Origin of the sequence: Gemmatimonas phototrophica, from assembly GCF_000695095.2 — a bacterium.
Classification (GTDB): Bacteria; Gemmatimonadota; Gemmatimonadetes; order Gemmatimonadales; family Gemmatimonadaceae; genus Gemmatimonas; species Gemmatimonas phototrophica.
On the sequence record NZ_CP011454.1, the window covers coordinates 1,221,008 to 1,236,745 of the forward strand.

Annotated in this window: 9 protein-coding genes and 1 riboswitch; of the genes, 8 read left to right on the forward strand and 1 reads right to left on the reverse strand. The window is 63.7% G+C overall.

Annotation, left to right across the window (positions count from 1 at the left end):
* The first annotated feature begins 13 nt into the window (after nt 1–13).
* The 5 genes from rplJ to GEMMAAP_RS05095 all read left to right on the forward strand — a co-directional run bounded on the left by rplJ (nt 14) and on the right by GEMMAAP_RS05095 (nt 10,769).
* Entirely contained in the window at nt 14–517 is a 504-nt protein-coding gene (rplJ, locus tag GEMMAAP_RS05075) for a 50S ribosomal protein L10 (protein ID WP_026849983.1), read from the forward strand.
* A gap of 69 nt (nt 518–586) precedes the next feature.
* Entirely contained in the window at nt 587–967 is a 381-nt protein-coding gene (gene rplL / locus GEMMAAP_RS05080; protein ID WP_026849982.1) for a 50S ribosomal protein L7/L12, read from the forward strand.
* A 180-nt stretch (nt 968–1,147) separates the two neighbouring features.
* Nucleotides 1,148–5,707 (forward strand): DNA-directed RNA polymerase subunit beta, encoded by a 4,560-nt coding sequence (rpoB, locus tag GEMMAAP_RS05085; protein ID WP_026849981.1) that lies wholly within the window; start codon nt 1,148–1,150, stop codon nt 5,705–5,707.
* A gap of 3 nt (nt 5,708–5,710) precedes the next feature.
* Nucleotides 5,711–10,027, forward strand: a complete 4,317-nt coding sequence (gene rpoC / locus GEMMAAP_RS05090; protein ID WP_026849980.1) for a DNA-directed RNA polymerase subunit beta' — start codon at nt 5,711–5,713, stop codon at nt 10,025–10,027.
* A gap of 340 nt (nt 10,028–10,367) precedes the next feature.
* A complete protein-coding gene (locus GEMMAAP_RS05095) occupies nt 10,368–10,769 on the forward strand; it encodes a four helix bundle protein (protein ID WP_026849979.1) in 402 nt (133 codons plus the stop codon).
* Nucleotides 10,770–10,979: 210 nt separating this feature from the next.
* Here the strand turns inward: GEMMAAP_RS05095 and GEMMAAP_RS05100 are convergent, their stop codons facing one another.
* On the reverse strand, nt 10,980–12,929 hold the full coding sequence (locus GEMMAAP_RS05100; protein WP_053334243.1) for a serine/threonine-protein kinase: 1,950 nt from the start codon (nt 12,927–12,929) through the stop codon (nt 10,980–10,982).
* Between the two features lie 394 nt (nt 12,930–13,323).
* Between GEMMAAP_RS05100 and rpsL the strand changes: the two genes are divergently transcribed.
* From rpsL to GEMMAAP_RS05115, 3 genes are all read left to right on the forward strand, one after another.
* The gene (rpsL, locus tag GEMMAAP_RS05105; RefSeq protein ID WP_026849978.1) at nt 13,324–13,731 is read left to right on the forward strand and encodes a 30S ribosomal protein S12; all 408 of its coding nucleotides are present in this window, start codon (nt 13,324–13,326) and stop codon (nt 13,729–13,731) included.
* The gene (gene rpsG, locus GEMMAAP_RS05110) at nt 13,728–14,198 is read left to right on the forward strand and encodes a 30S ribosomal protein S7 (RefSeq protein WP_026849977.1); all 471 of its coding nucleotides are present in this window, start codon (nt 13,728–13,730) and stop codon (nt 14,196–14,198) included. The genes rpsL and rpsG overlap by 4 nt, the downstream gene beginning before the upstream one ends.
* 344 nt (nt 14,199–14,542) lie before the next feature.
* Nucleotides 14,543–14,634: riboswitch (cyclic di-GMP riboswitch) on the forward strand.
* A gap of 21 nt (nt 14,635–14,655) precedes the next feature.
* Entirely contained in the window at nt 14,656–15,474 is an 819-nt protein-coding gene (locus GEMMAAP_RS05115) for a LamG domain-containing protein (RefSeq protein ID WP_053334242.1), read from the forward strand.
* The last annotated feature ends 264 nt before the right edge of the window (nt 15,475–15,738 follow it).

Consider the following 15,738-nt stretch of genomic DNA (forward strand, 5'->3'; position numbering starts at 1 on the left):
GGGTAACGCAACCATGAAAGCCAAGCCGAAGGCCAAGAAGGCCGATAAGCAGATCCTGGTAGACAGCCTCAAGACGACGCTCAGCGGCGCGCAGGCGCTCTACTACACCGACTTCACGGGGCTGAACGTGAAGCGCATGACCGAACTCCGTCGCCGCCTGCGCAAGGCGGGGGTGGACTACGTCGTGATCAAGAACACGCTGGCGCTCCGGGCAGTCAACGAGAGCGGACTGGTTTCCCAGCGTCTGAAGGGCCCGACGGGGGTGGTGGTGGCGAAGGATGCCATCACGGCAGCGAAGGTCCTCTCCGACTTTGCGAAGGAGAACGACCAGAAGCCCGCTGTGAAGGGTGGTCTGTACGAGGGCAACGCGGTGGATGCGGAGATGGTCAAGAAGTTGGCCTCCCTGCCCACGCGTGAAGATGCGCTCTCGATCTTCGCCGGCTACCTCAACAGCATCCCGATGATGTTCGCCCTCGCCCTCGACGCCCGTAAGGCGCAGCTCGAAGGCTCCAACTGAGTTCCCCAGGCGTACGCCTGATTACACGCCCCAGGATCCCTGGGGGACATTCACGGAGAAAGTACCACCATGGCTAACACGATCAGCAAGGACGAGATCCTCGACGCGATCGGCGCGATGAGCGTCATCGAACTCGCCGACCTCATTGAGCAGTTCAAGACGAAGTTCAACGTCACGATCGCCGCGGTTGCGGCGGGCGGCGGCGCTGGGGCCGCTCCGGCGGCGGCAGTGGAAGAGCAGACCGAGTTCACCGTGATCCTCAAGGAAGCGGGCGCCAAGAAGATTCAGGTCATCAAGGTGGTGCGCGAGCTCACCGGCCTGGGCCTCAAGGAAGCCAAGGACCTCGTCGATGGCGCCCCCAAGGCGCTCAAGGAAAACGTGTCGAAGGACGAAGCCGCGCAGATCAAGGCCAAGCTCGAGGCCGAAGGCGCTGGCGTCGAGATCAAGTAAGGCCACGGCTTTCCAGCCACCGGTTTACGTCGACACCCCGTAGTTCCGTCGTTGTAACGCTCCTCCCCGGGGGCTTCGGTCATGTTTTGATGACTGAAGCCGTCGGGGACGGAGCGCTTTGCGCCCCCGGTCACCCCGGGATCGCGCGCCCCGCCAGAGGGTGAGCCCCTTAAGGATATGATGAACCAGATCTCGTTCGCGAAGCTCGAGACGGGCATGGATATGCCCCACCTGCTGGACATCCAGACGCGCGCCTTTGAGTCGCTGCTGCAACTGGATGCCGTGTCGCAGGAGCGCGAGGACGTCGGCCTCGAACGCGTCTTCAAAGACCTGTTCCCGATCACGGATGTCCACGAGAATTTCTCGTTGGAATTCGTACGGTACAGCCTCGGTGAACCGAAATATTCGGTCGCCGAATGCATTGAGCGCGACATGACCTATTCCGCGCCGCTCAAGGCCACCCTCCAACTGGTCATCTTCGAGGATACCGGCGACGGCAAGCGTCCCCGGAACATCATCGAAAAAGAAGTCTATTTGGGCGAACTGCCGCTGCTCACCGAGCTCGGCACCTTCGTCATCAACGGTGCTGAGCGCGTCATCGTGTCGCAGCTCCACCGTTCGCCAGGCGTGGTGTTCGAAGAGAGCACGCACCCCAATGGCCAACGCCTCCTGTCGTCGCGGATCATTCCGTTCCGCGGGTCGTGGGTCGAGTTCACCGTGGACATCCACGATGTGATCTACGTCCACATCGACAAGAAGAAGAAATTCCCGGCCACCGCGCTCCTGCGCGCCTTTGGCTACGGGGAAAACCGCGACATCCTGCGGTTGTTCTTCGCCGAACGCGATCTCGACCTCCTCAAGAAGCGCGAAACCCGCAACGACATCCGTGAAATCCTCGGCGCCATTATCGCCGAAGACATCACGCTGCAGGGCGAAATCACGCCTGAGGATGCGCCCAAGGCCAAGACCAAGAAGGCCAAGGCCGAGCGCGAGCGCTCCGAGTCGGAACTGCTCGTGCGCGAAGGCGATGAGCTGACCGAAGAGGTGCTCAACCGCCTCGTCCGTCAGGGCATCAAGACCATCAAGGTCTTCGCCTCGTACACGCAGATCGACCTGCGCGACGAACAGGACGCCATCGATCGTGGCGAGCGCGAAGTGCGCCGTACGCTCGCCCGCGATGTCATCGATGCCGACACCGGCGAAGTCGTGGCCGAAAAGGACACGACGCTCACCGACGCCGTCATCAAGCGCATCCGCAAGGCCGACATCGTCAAGGTGTTCGTGTTCGTGGCCTCCGGCCGCGCCGAGTCCACGCTCATCAAGAACACGCTCGCCAAGGACCCCACGAAGCACGAAGAGGAAGCGCTCAAGCAGATCTATGCGCTCCTCCGTCCGGGCGATGCCCCCAACCGCGAAACGGCCAAACAGGCGCTCGAGCGGCTGTTCTTCTCGCCCAAGCGCTACGACCTCGGCCGCGTGGGTCGCTACAAGATCAACCAGCGTCTGCGCCTCAACACCTCCATGAGCACCACGGTCCTCACGAAGGAAGACTTCGTGGAGATCATGCGCCAGCTCGTCGAGCTGCACGAAGGCCGCGGCGATGTGGACGACATCGATCAGCTGGGCAATCGCCGTATCCGCTCGGTGGGTGAGCTGATCGCGAACCAGTTCTCCGTCGGTCTGTCGCGTATGGCGCGACTGGTCAAGGAGCGCATGTCCATCAACACCGATCCCGAGAAGATCTCCCTCGATGACCTCGTCAACGCCCGTACGGTGTCGGCGGTCATCCAGGCCTTCTTCGGCTCGTCGCAGCTGTCGCAGTTCATGGACCAGACCAATCCGCTCGCCGAACTGACGCACAAGCGTCGTTTGTCGGCGCTCGGACCGGGCGGCCTCACGCGTGAGCGTGCCGGCTTCGAAGTCCGTGACGTGCACTACTCGCAGTACGGCCGCATGTGCCCCATTGAGACGCCGGAAGGTCCGAACATCGGCCTCATCACGTCGCTCGCCTGCTTCGCCCGCGTGAACGATCTCGGCTTCATCGAGACGCCGTACCGCATCGTGAAGGATGGCCGAGTGTCTGGCGAAATCGTGTGGCTCGACGCGAACCGCGAAGAAGACGCGATCATCGCGCAGGCCAACTCGAAGCTCAACCCGGATGGCACGTTCGTCGACGCGCTGGTCCTCTCGCGTAAGCGTGGCGACCTCCCGCTCGAGCCGCCCGAGAACATCGACTTCATGGACGTGGCGCCGGAGCAGCTGGTCTCCATCGCCGCCGCGCTCATTCCGTTCCTCGAACACGACGACGCCAACCGCGCCCTCATGGGCTCGAACATGCAGCGTCAGGCTGTGCCGCTCCTGCAGCCGCGCACGCCGCTGGTGGGTACGGGACTCGAAGGGACGGTCGCCGTCGACTCGGGTGCCGTGATCATCGCGCGCCGCGCCGGTATCGTCACGAGTGTCACCGCCGATGAGATCATCGTCGACGCCGGGCTCATTCCGGGCGCCGTCGATACCGATCGCCCGCTGGCGCGCCTCGGCCAGCTGGACCGGTACAAGCTCAAGAAGTACTGGCGTACCAATCAGGACACGGCCATCAACCAGCGTCCGCTGGTGAAGATGGGGCAGCAGGTCGCCAAGGGCGAAGTGCTCGCCGATGGCGCCGCCACCGAAATGGGCCAGCTGGCCCTCGGCGCCAACGTCACCGTGGCCTTCATGCCCTGGTACGGCCACAACTTCGAAGACGCCATCGTGCTCTCCGAGCGCCTGGTGAAGTTCGACGTGTTCTCGTCGATTCACATCCAGGAACTCGAACTGCACGTGCGTGACACGAAGCGCGGGCAGGAAGAAATCACGCGCGAAATTCCGAACGTCGCCGAAGAGTCGCTGGTGGACCTCGACGAGCGGGGCATCGTGCGTATCGGTGCGCAGGTGAAGCCGGGCGACATCCTGGTCGGCAAGATCACGCCGAAGGGTGAAACCGAGCTCTCGCCGGAAGAGAAGCTCCTCACGGCCATCTTCGGTGAAAAGGCGAAGGACGTGAAGGATTCGTCGCTGAAGGTGCCGCCCGGAATGGAAGGCACGGTCATCGACGTGAAGATCTTCTCGCGCGTCGAAGATCAGGTGGTCGAAAAGGATCGTGGTGAGCGCATCGGTGAAGTGCGTCGTCTCGAGGGCGAGGAGAAGATCCGCGTCAACGAAGTGCGCGACGCCGAGCTGGCCACGTTGCTGGAAGGCGAAGTGGTGGCGCTGGCGCTCAAGGCGGGCACGGTTGAGGAGTCCATTGCGGCCGGCACGACGCTCACGAAGGAGATCCTCGAAGGACTCCGCTTCGCGACGCTCGACCTGAAGACGTTCCGCGTGGAGAAGAAGGCGGCCAACGATCGCGTGCGTGAGATCATCGACGCCGCGAACGAAGAGAAGAGCCGGATTGAAGAGCGGGCGGAAGAGCGTATCGACCGCATCCTGCAGCCCGATGAGCTCCCGCCGGGCGTGATCCAGCTGGTGAAGGTCTACCTCGCCGAGAAGCGCAAGATCTCGGTCGGTGACAAGATGGCCGGCCGTCACGGTAACAAGGGTATCGTGGCGCGTATCGTCCCCGAAGAAGACATGCCGTTCATGCCGAACGGTCGTCCGGTGGACATCGTGCTCAACCCGCTCGGTGTGCCGTCACGTATGAACGTGGGGCAGATTCTCGAAACCCACCTTGGGTGGGCGGCGAAGATGCTCAACTTCTACGCCAAGACGCCGGTGTTCGAAGGGGCCAACGAGCGCGAAATCGGCCTGCTGCTCAAGCTGGCCGGCCTGCGCTGGGCGCGCGAAACGCTGGTGCTCGGCGATGCCGCGCACGATGGCACGTCCACGGAAGTCCGCGCGCTGCTCTCCGACATCAAGCCGGATCGTCGCCTGCCGGACAAGGTGGAACTGCTCGCCGACTCCACGCTGAACGATCTGAACGCGAAGGGCATGAGCCCGGAAACCAAGGCGCTGTTTGCCAAGGTCAAGGCGTTCGTGATTGGCTCGGCGCGTACGCTGGCCGAGCGCGAGATCGCCGCGGTGGAAGCCGCGATTGCCGTGCACCGCTCCAGCGAGGAACTGCCGGAGCACGCCGAGGAAGCCATCAAGGCGCTCGAGGCGGACGCGGCGCTGTCGCCGTCGGCCACGATGGCCCGCATTGGTCAGCCGGCGCTCGCCGCACTGCTGGCCGGCGAAGGCGATGTGGATTCGGCCGCACAGGAACTCATTCGTCTCGCCGGCCTGACCCCCACGGGCAAGGCGCTGCTGCGCGACGGACGGACGGGCGAGTCGTTCACCTCACCGGTCACGGTGGGTGAGATCTACATGCTCAAGCTGTCGCACTTGGTCGATGACAAGATTCACGCGCGCTCCATTGGACCGTACTCGCTCGTGACGCAGCAGCCGCTGGCGGGCAAGGCGCAGTTCGGTGGACAGCGCTTCGGAGAAATGGAAGTGTGGGCGCTGGAAGCGTATGGCGCAGCGCACACACTCCAGGAAATCCTCACGGTGAAGTCGGACGACGTGAACGGCCGCAGCCGTGTCTACGAGGCCATCGTGAAGGGGCAGAACTTGCCCGAACCGGGTATCCCGGAGTCGTTCAACGTGCTCGTGAAGGAACTGCAGGCGCTCGGCATCAAGGTCACGCTCGGCGCCAGCGATGGCACCGGTGTCGAACTGATCGACGCTGGCGGGAACAACGGTGGTAACGGCGGAGAGGTATAACGCATGATCGATTTCCGCAGCTCGCGCGAAGCCCGCGCGTCGGCGTTCGACTACATGTCGGTCCGCATCGCCTCACCCGAGGAGATTCGCGGCCCGAAGGACCCCAAGGAGCGCGAACGGCTGGAAATGGCCGGTCTGCGCACCTGGTGGTCATGGGGCGAAGTCACGAAGCCCGAAACCATCAACTACCGTTCGTTCAAGCCGGAAAAGGACGGTCTGTTCTGCGAGCGCATCTTCGGTCCCGTCAAGGACTGGGAATGCCATTGCGGCAAGTACAAGCGCATCCGCTATCGCGGCGTGATTTGTGACCGGTGCGGCGTGGAAGTCACGCTCAGCAAGGTCCGTCGCGAGCGCATGGGTCACATCGAACTGGCAGTGCCGGTTGCGCACATCTGGTTCTTCAAGACCCTGCCGTCGCCCATGGGTAACCTCCTCGACGTCACCCTGCGTGATCTCGAGAAGGTCATCTATTACAGCAACTACATCGTCATCGAGCCGGGCTCGCAGGAGGTGCGTGAGCGCCAGCTGCTCGACGAAGACGAGTACCTGACGCTGCGCCAGAAGGCGAAGGCCGAAGGGGATACCGCGTTCCAGTGCGACATCGGCGCACCGGCCGTGCGTGAGCTGCTCAAGCGTCTCGACGTTGACAAGACGGCCGAGGAGCTGCGCGGCTCCGTCGTGGGCGAAACGTCGCAGCATCGCAAGAAGCAGATGCTGAAGCGTCTCAAGATTGTCGATGCGTTCCGCACGTCGGGCGAGGGTGGCGAGATCCGCAACCGTCCGGAGTGGATGATCCTCGACGTCATTCCGGTCATTCCGCCGGACCTGCGTCCGCTCGTGCCCCTCGATGGCGGCCGCTTCGCGACGTCCGACCTGAACGACCTGTACCGCCGCGTCATCAACCGCAACAACCGTCTCCAGAAGCTCATCTCGCACCGGGCGCCGGAAGTCATCCTGCGCAACGAGAAGCGCATGCTGCAGGAAGCGGTGGACGCGTTGTTCGACAACGGCCGTCGCTCCAAGGCCATTCGTGGCCGCGGCAAGCGTCCGCTCAAGTCGCTGTCCGACATGCTCAAGGGCAAGCAGGGCCGGTTCCGTCAGAACCTGCTCGGCAAGCGCGTGGACTACTCGGGCCGTTCGGTCATCGTGGTGGGTCCCGAGCTCAAGCTGCACCAGTGCGGTTTGCCCAAGGCCATGGCGCTCGAACTCTTCAAGCCGTTCATCATCCACAAGCTGGTGGAGAGCGGCGAAGCGGAGACGGTGAAGCGCGCCAAGAAGATCGTGGAGCGCGAGAACGCGATGGTCTACGAGGTGCTGGAAGGCATCATCAAGGACCACCCGGTGCTGCTCAACCGCGCGCCCACGCTCCACCGTCTGGGCATCCAGGCGTTCGAGCCGGTGCTCGTGGAAGGCAAGGCCATTCGTATTCACCCGCTCGTGACGACGGCGTTCAACGCCGACTTCGACGGTGACCAGATGGCCGTGCACGTGCCGCTGTCGTTCGAAGCGCAGATCGAAGCGCGCGTGCTCATGCTGTCGTCCAACAACATCCTCAAGCCGTCGGACGGTCGTCCGGTGGCGGAGCCGTCGCAGGACATCGTGCTCGGGTGCTACGTCGCCACCAAGGCGCCGTACGCCGACTTCGACAAGAAGACGTCCGATCCGGCGTTCGTGAAGACGTTGCCGCCGTACGTCAACTTCTCCGAAGTCGAAATCGCCATCGCGACCGGCCGCGCCACGCTGCAGACGCCGATCCGCTGGATGCTGGAGACGGAGTCGGGCAAGGAATGGATCGCCACCACCGCCGGCCGCGTGATGTTCAGCGGGATCGTGCCCACGGTGCTGCCGTTCCTCAACAAGGACATGAAGAAGAAGGCGCTCGGCGAACTGGTCTTCCAGAGCTACCGCACGGCGGGACTCGCGGAGACGGTGGCCATGCTCGATCGCCTCAAGGAATTCGGCTTCCGCAACGCGACCAAGGGCGGTGTCTCGATTGGTATCGAAGACCTGCACATTCCGAAGGAGAAGCAGGTGCTTCTCACGGAAGCGTCGGAGCGCGTGGAGCGTTTCCAGCGCGCGTACGCCACCGGTAACATCACGAACGGCGAACGCTACAACAAAGTCATCGACACGTGGACGCACGCGAACACGGACATTGCGGACGCCATGGTCAAGACCATGCGCGAATCGCAGGGCGGGTTCAACCCGGTGTTCATGATGTTCGACTCCGGTTCACGTGGTAGCCGCGACCAGATCCGTCAGCTGGCGGGTATGCGTGGCCTCATGGCGAAGCCGCAGAAGAAGCTCACCGGTGGTATCGGCGAAATCATCGAAAATCCGATCAAGTCGAACTTCCGTGAAGGCTTGTCGGTGCTTGAGTACTTCTCGTCCACGCACGGTGCCCGTAAGGGTCTGGCCGACACGGCGCTCAAGACGGCCGACGCCGGTTACCTCACGCGTCGTCTGGTGGACGTCGCGCAGGATATGACGATCGCCGAAGAGGATTGCGGGACGATCCTCGGCATCGACACGGCCGCGCTGAAGGAAGGCGAAGACGTGATCGAGCCGTTGGCCGAGCGTCTCGTTGGCAACGTGGCGGCCGAAGAAGTGTTTGACCCCATGGAGCGTGACGAAGCGGGTCGTCCGCGCCTGCTGGTGGAAGCCGGTTCGCTCATCTCGGAAGAGACGGCGCAGGCCATCGAAGATGCGGGCATCGAAACGGTGAAGATCCGTTCCGTGCTCACCTGCGAAGCCAAGCGCGGCCTCTGCCGCATGTGCTACGGCCGCAACCTGGCCACCATGCAGATGGTGGATCTGGGCGAAGCGGTCGGTATCATCGCGGCGCAGTCCATCGGCGAGCCGGGGACGCAGCTGACGCTCCGTACGTTCCACGTCGGTGGTACGGCGGCGCGTATCGCCGAACAGACGGCGCGCAAGACCAAGAAGGCCGGTGTGATCGAGTTCGGTGATCGTCTCGTGACGGTCATCAACCCGGACGGCCAGAAGGTCGTGACGTCGTACGAAGGCGAACTGATCATCAAGGCATCGGCCGACAAGAACGCGCTCATCGAAGCGCGTCTGCAGGTGCCGCTCGGTGCGTACCTCATGGTGGAAGACGGTCAGTCGGTCAAGAAGGACGACACGGTCTTCACGTGGGATCCGTACTCCAACCCCATCATCGCCGACGTCGAGGGCACGATTCGCTTCGTGGATCTCGTCGAAGACGAGTCGCTGTCGGAAGAGCTCGACGAACTGACCGGTCTGCGTCAGCGTGTCGTGATCGAAGACCGCGAAAAGAAGCTGCACCCGCACATCGAGATCTGGCAGAACAAGGGCGGCAAGGAGAAGCGCGTGCGCGACTTCATCCTCCCGGTGGGCGCCGTGATCACGATTGAAGACGGCCACGAGATCAAGGCTGGTACGATCATGGCCAAGATCAGCCGCGAGGCCTACAAGACGCGCGACATCACCGGCGGTCTGCCGCGTGTGGCCGAGCTCTTCGAAGCCCGTCGTCCGAAGGATCCGGCCACCATTTCCGAAATCGACGGCTTCGTCCGGTTCGGCGAGATCAAGCGCGGCAAGCGCGAAGTCTTCGTCCGTCCGGCCATGGTCGACAAGGGCGTGTGGCAGGTGGACGAGTCGCAGGCCGAGCAGGTGTACGAAGTGCCGTCAGGCAAGCACTTGCGTGTGCACGAGGGCGATCGCGTGCGCGCCGGTGACCGTATCAGCGAAGGCCCCGTCAATCCGCACGACATTCTGCGCATCAAGGGCCCGCGCGCGGTACAGGAGTATCTGCTCAACGAAGTGCAGGAGGTCTATCGCCTGCAGGGCGTGAAGATCAACGACAAGCACATTGGCGTGATCGTCAAGCAGATGCTGCAGAAGGTGCGGATCGTGGAGTCGGGCGACACCGAGATGCTCGAAGGCGAGCATGTCGATCGCGCGGTCTTCCGCGAGACCAACGAGGAGGCCAAGAAGCGGAAGATCACGCCGGCAACGGCGGAGCCGCTGCTCCTTGGTATCACGAAGGCCTCGCTCACCACGCAGTCGTTCGTGTCGGCGGCCTCCTTCCAGGAGACCACGCGCGTCCTCACCGACGCGGCCATTCGTGGCTCGCGCGACGATCTGCTGGGGCTCAAGGAAAACATCATCATCGGTCACCTCATCCCGGCCGGTACAGGCATGTATCGCTACCAGGAAGTGGACGTCGAGAGCGATGCGCTCCCCGAGCCGGAGCCGCTGCCGGAAGCCCTCGAGCCGAACTTTGAAGCCCTGCTTCCGAGCTTTGAGCCGTCGGCATTCACCATGCCCGACGAATAAGACCTCGGGGTATGGTGCGAGAACGCGGGCGGTGCCATTGGCACCGCCCGCGTTCTCTTTCGTCTGGAATGAGATGGGGAGATCGGGAGGTGAGAGCGTTGCGAAGTGAGAAAATGCGATGGATATCGAATGTGAGAATGTCGAGATAACCACGACGATGAGAAGTGCGAGTGCTTCGTCCGCACGTTGAGGTTTGAGACCGCTGCGCGGGGAGAGGTGAGACCGCTGCGCGGGGAGAGGTGAGACCGCTGCGCGGGGAGAGGTGAGACTTCGCGTTGAAATGGTCCGATGCGCGTGCTTCTGGTGAGACTGGGCGCGGCGAGTTTTGCTATCGTCGCGCATGGCACACAATCCGCAAAAACTCGAAGTGGTGCGCCGGGCGTTTGCGCTGGCGGTAACGGTGCACCGGCTTGCTGACGAATACACGGCGGCCATGGCTCGCGTATCGCCGGGCATGCGTGCGCAGCTGCTGCGCGCGGTGGACTCCATGGCGCTCAATCTCACCGAAGGCGCCGGCTGTGAGTCTCCGACCAAGACCGCGACTTTCTGCACAACGGCCATTGGATCCTGCAACGAAGTCGAACTGCAACTGCGTCTGGCGTCTGCCTTGGAGGTCCTTCCCCCCACCAAGGACTACATCACCGATGAAGTCATCGAAGTCCGCCGGTTGATCTACGGATTCCGCAAATACGTGCTGTCACATCCACCCATCACCCCCACGCCCGGCCCCGCCAGCCAATGACCGTCTCCCGCAACGCGGTCTCAATGCCCCCGTAACCCGGTCTCAATTCTCCCGCGAAGCGATCTCAGATCTCAGATCTCAGATCTCAGCGTGCCGACGAAGCACCTGCACCTCTCACCATCGTGGTTATCTCGACCCTCTCACATTCGAAATCCATCCCAATCTCTCACCTCACAACGCTCTCACCTCCAATTCTCACCGCTCAAGATCTCACCGTCTCACCTCTCCCGTCTCCGGTCTCGCTCGTCGCTTGGTTGCGGTTGCCGCGGTGTCCAGCCAGCTCGCGACTTGCTGGCGCGCGAGTTCCATGCTTTTGCCCGGGTTTTCTCCGGCTGCCATCACATGCTCCATGACGCGCACAAACCGGCCCGTCTTTACATCGGTGAGTTTGGTGGCCACCACGAGCGAGTCGCCGCGGGTCGTGAGCCATCCGTTCACCAGAAAGTCGGCACGTAGCGCCCAGCCTGCGGCCATCTGATCCGGAGTCATGCGCACGGCACGTTCGGTGAGGTCCGGCGGCATTACATCGTAGCGCTCTCCCGGAATGGCTGTGCGCATGAGGGTGGCCGCTTCGCGTGCGGTCGCGGCAAACTCCCGGCGACCGGTGGCGTTACTCCAGTTGGTCACCACCACGCGCAGTCGCCCATCACTTGGCGGAGCCACCAAGGGTGCCACGAACGTCATGGTGCGCGTGGAGCCCGGCGGGGATTCGGGGCGCGGCGGTTCCATGCGCAAGACGCGCGGCACGCGGGCCAGCGCAGAGTCCATGTGTTGAATGGCACGGCTCATCGAGTCGGAAAAAATCCGCCCGAGTTCGGACATGAGCAGTTCACGGTCGATCTCCGCCATCATGCCATTGCTCATACGTACCGCTACGCGCACCGCGCTCGTCTCCGCCAGGACTTTCGTGCCCGTAGCGCCTGCGGCGGTTGGGGCGGTCGCTGGGCGGGGAGGCTGCTGCGACTGCCGTTTCCGTATGGCATCGGCAATGGCCAGCGACTCGGCGCGGGTAATCACCAGTGGCACGGCCGTGCTGCGGGCACCGTCGCTAATGTCGCGGAACACGGCTACGGTATCGCCGAGCATTCCCTGTGCGGTACCGGTGGTCCCGCGAACGGGGATACTGTCGGTGACGGAGGCTGGAGGTGCACCCCCACCAGGGCCCGCATCGCGTGCATCGAGTGCCTCCAGTGACGCCGGCGCCTGCGGAACGTGCGGCAGCACCGCCCAAACGACGGCCGCCACCGCGGCGAGTCCTGCGACCAGCAGGGCAGGGCGTGGCCGAGTGCGGCGCGGCGCCAGCGTGGCGCCACTTGTCATGGGCGGCAGGGCGTCGAGCTCGGCCAGCAGCAGCAGCGCGGATTGCGGTCGCCGGGCCGCATCCTTTTCGAGGCAGTGCATGATGAGCGAGGACAGGGGCTCAGGGATGTCACTGAACGAACGGTGCGGCGGCTCCGGCATCTGCGTGAGCTGTGCCGCCAGCGTGGCCTGCGGCGAGGACCCACTGAAGGGCGCCTTGCCCGTCAGCAGCTCATAGGCCAACAGTCCGACGGCATAGAGATCCACCCGGTGGTCGGCGGCGGGGTCGGCGGCCAGCTGTTCGGGGGCCATGTAGGCGGGGGTGCCGATTGCCATGCCGGTCGTCGTGCCCCCCTGCGCCGGACTGGCGGCGCTGAGCGCTTTGGCCACCCCGAAGTCGGTGACCAGGGCATGCATCCCGGACGTGAGGATGTTGTCAGGCTTGATGTCTCGATGGACCACCCCACGGGAGTGGGCATAGGCCAACGCATCAACCACGTCGTGCAGAATGCGCACCACATCGCGGGCGGAGAGCCGTTGCTGGCGCGTCAGGGTCCCCCGGAGTGATTCGCCGTCGATATAGGGCATAGAGAACCACAACAGCCCGGCATCGTCCCCAGCGGCGAGCAGGGGCACAATGTGCGGATGTTGCAGCTGGGCGGCCAGTTGGATTTCCCGCCGGAACCGCTCCACGTTGACGCCAGCCGCCAGATCGGGGGGGAGCACCTTCACGACCACGCGGCGTCCCAGGGCGATTTCCGTAGCCACGAAGACCCGGGACATGCCGGCGCCCCCCAGTTCCCGCTCTAGGCGGAACTCGGACGCGAGGGCAGCCTGCAGACGTTGTTGGAAATCGCTCACGACACGACACTCACGGAAACGGACGGCACACGGGTCCCACTGATGTTACGTCTGAAATGGTACCGATGTTACGACACCGCCGCCCAGGCGAAGGTGTCCCCCCAGCAGACGCCAGCACCCGCACCTCTCACCGTCGTGGTTGTCTCGCCTCCCCCTTTCGATATCCATCGCACCGCCCGCCTCCCACTGTCTCACCTCCCAGTCTCACCTCCCAGTCTCACCTCTCCAAAACCGGTCCGGCCCGCGCGCGATGCCTGCCCCCCGTTGACCCGGCCGCCTGGGCTGGTTAAGCTCAGGGTTCTGTTCCGTGCCGTCCCCTCCCGGGGGCGATCCACGTAGAAGTCGGAGTACGAACTCCCCGTTGGCCGACCAGCCAATGGGCTACCAACATCTGATGCCTACGATCAACCAGCTGGTCCGCCGCGCCCGAAAGGACGTGGTGGAGAAGTCCAAGGCGCCCGCGCTCAAGAGCAATCCGTTCAAGCGTGGCGTGTGCACCCGCGTCTACACCACGACGCCCAAGAAGCCCAACTCGGCGCTGCGCAAAGTTGCGCGTGTTCGTCTCACGAACCAGCTCGAAGTCACGGCGTACATCCCCGGCGAAGGCCACAACCTCCAGGAGCACTCCATCGTGCTCGTGCGCGGCGGCCGTGTGAAGGACTTGCCGGGTGTGCGTTACCACATTGTACGCGGTACGCTCGACGCCTCGGGCGTCAACGGCCGTAACCAGAGCCGGTCCAAGTACGGCACCAAGCGTCCCAAGAAGGGCGCTGCGCCCGCCGCCGGAGGTAAGAAGAAGTGAGCCGTCGCAAGAGTGCCGTAAAGCGTACCGTGCTGCCTGATGCACGCTATGACAGCCAGACCGTCTCCAAGTTCATCAACAACCTGATGATCCAGGGCAAGAAGTCCACCGCCGAAGGCATCTTCTACGGCGCCATGGACATTGTCGAGGCGAAGACCAGCCAGCCCGGCGTGGGTGTGTTCAAGCAGGCCTTGAACAACCTCAAGCCCGTCGTCGAAGTCAAGAGCCGCCGCGTTGGCGGTGCCACGTATCAGGTCCCGGTCGAGGTCCGTCAGGATCGCCGCACCGCGCTGGCCATGCGTTGGCTCATCAACTACTCGCGCGACCGTAACGAGAAGTCCATGCCCGAAAAGCTGGCCGCCGAAGTGCTGGCCGCCGCTCGCGGCGAAGGCAATGCGATCAAGAAAAAGGAAGACACCCATCGCATGGCCGAAGCCAACAAGGCCTTCGCGCACTACCGCTGGTAAATCCGGCGCCGGAGTTTCTCCCCGCCGTCAGCAGCGCCCCGGATGCATGCATCCGGGGCGCTGTTTTTTGTTGTGACAGCGCATGGAAACCCGAAGACAGATCTGTGATCCCGGACACCGCGCCCACGCCCGAATGGCCCTACTTTTCGTCCGTGTGGGACCAAGGTCCATGTCACCCTCCCGGCACAAAAATCACGCCCTGCCGATATGCCCAGAGGGAATCGGCGTTTCGCCACGGGCAATCGTTACGAAGCCGGACGAACTGTTTTGATAGCGGCCTGGAGTGTTGCGCCGCCGTACGCGTTGCGTCACGTTAGTAGAAGTGCGCGGGCCCCGATTCCGGGGTCGCGAAACGGCAAACCTGGTGAAAGCCAGGGACGCAAAGCTACAGGGCTTACTCACACCACACGGTGTGGCTGCCGGCTGAGCTACCGAACGATCACAGAGGGATCAGGTCATGCGTACTGCGAAGATGCAGTCGGTTGTTGGACAGGTACGGAGACTGGGCGGAGTCGCCGTTGGCGGTGCTCTCATGCTGCTCGCATCCTGTCGGCCGGCGGTGTCGAGCGCCACGCTCAGCGCCGATATGGGCGCGGTCACAACGGCCGACGCCATTCTGGCCAACCCGGCCCGCCGCGATGACGCCAACCGCGTCCAGATGCTCCGGACGGCCAATCGCCTTCCGCGGGTGGCCTTCCCCCGAGTACGCCCCGACTGCCTGACCCAGGGCGAAGACTTCGGATTGTGGACGGTCCGCTTTGACGGCTACGGGTGCGTGGTCGTGAGCGGCAAGGGCAATCAGGGGACGCTGGCCATGGGCCCCAAGTCGGCCGAGAAGGGATGGCAGACCCACGCCCCCATGGTGCTTGGCCCCTCGTACGGCGACCACCTCATGCTCCACGCGCGGGTGGAAACCACCGCGCAGCTGCGTGATGGACAGCCGAATCCGTGGGAAGTGGCCTGGGTTATCTGGCAGTATGAAGACGATACGCGCTTCTACTACTTCATCCCCAAGCCCAACGGCTGGGAACTGGGCAAGCGCGATCCGGCCTACCCAGGTGGCCAGCGTTTCCTGGCTTCTGGAAATCGTGAGAAATTCCCCATCGGGAAGGTCTACGATGTCACGATCGTGCAGGACGCCGACCGCATCGCCGTCTTTGTCGATGGCCGAGAGGTTGTGCGCACACGCGACGCCGAACAGCCGTACAAGAAGGGACGGATCGGCATCTATGCCGAAGACGCCGCCATCAAAGTGCACGCGGTGCGGGCGCTCTAGCCTCTTTCACCGGTCGCCGGTTGCCATCCCTCGCCAACGCGCCACACCTCACCGTGTGGCGCGTTCCTGTTGGAGGCGCCCCGCGCCCCGGAAGGTGTCGGTCACTTCACTTGGGCGGCCAATGGCCTAACCCTTAGGTTGTTGCAACTGGCACAGCGGTGACGCGCACCACATTCCCGGCGTCTATCGCGAAAGTCACGCTCCGGGTAACGTTCCAACCGCTACCGGCCCTGCCGACCTCTTCGGCTGGTCCTCGGCAACGGC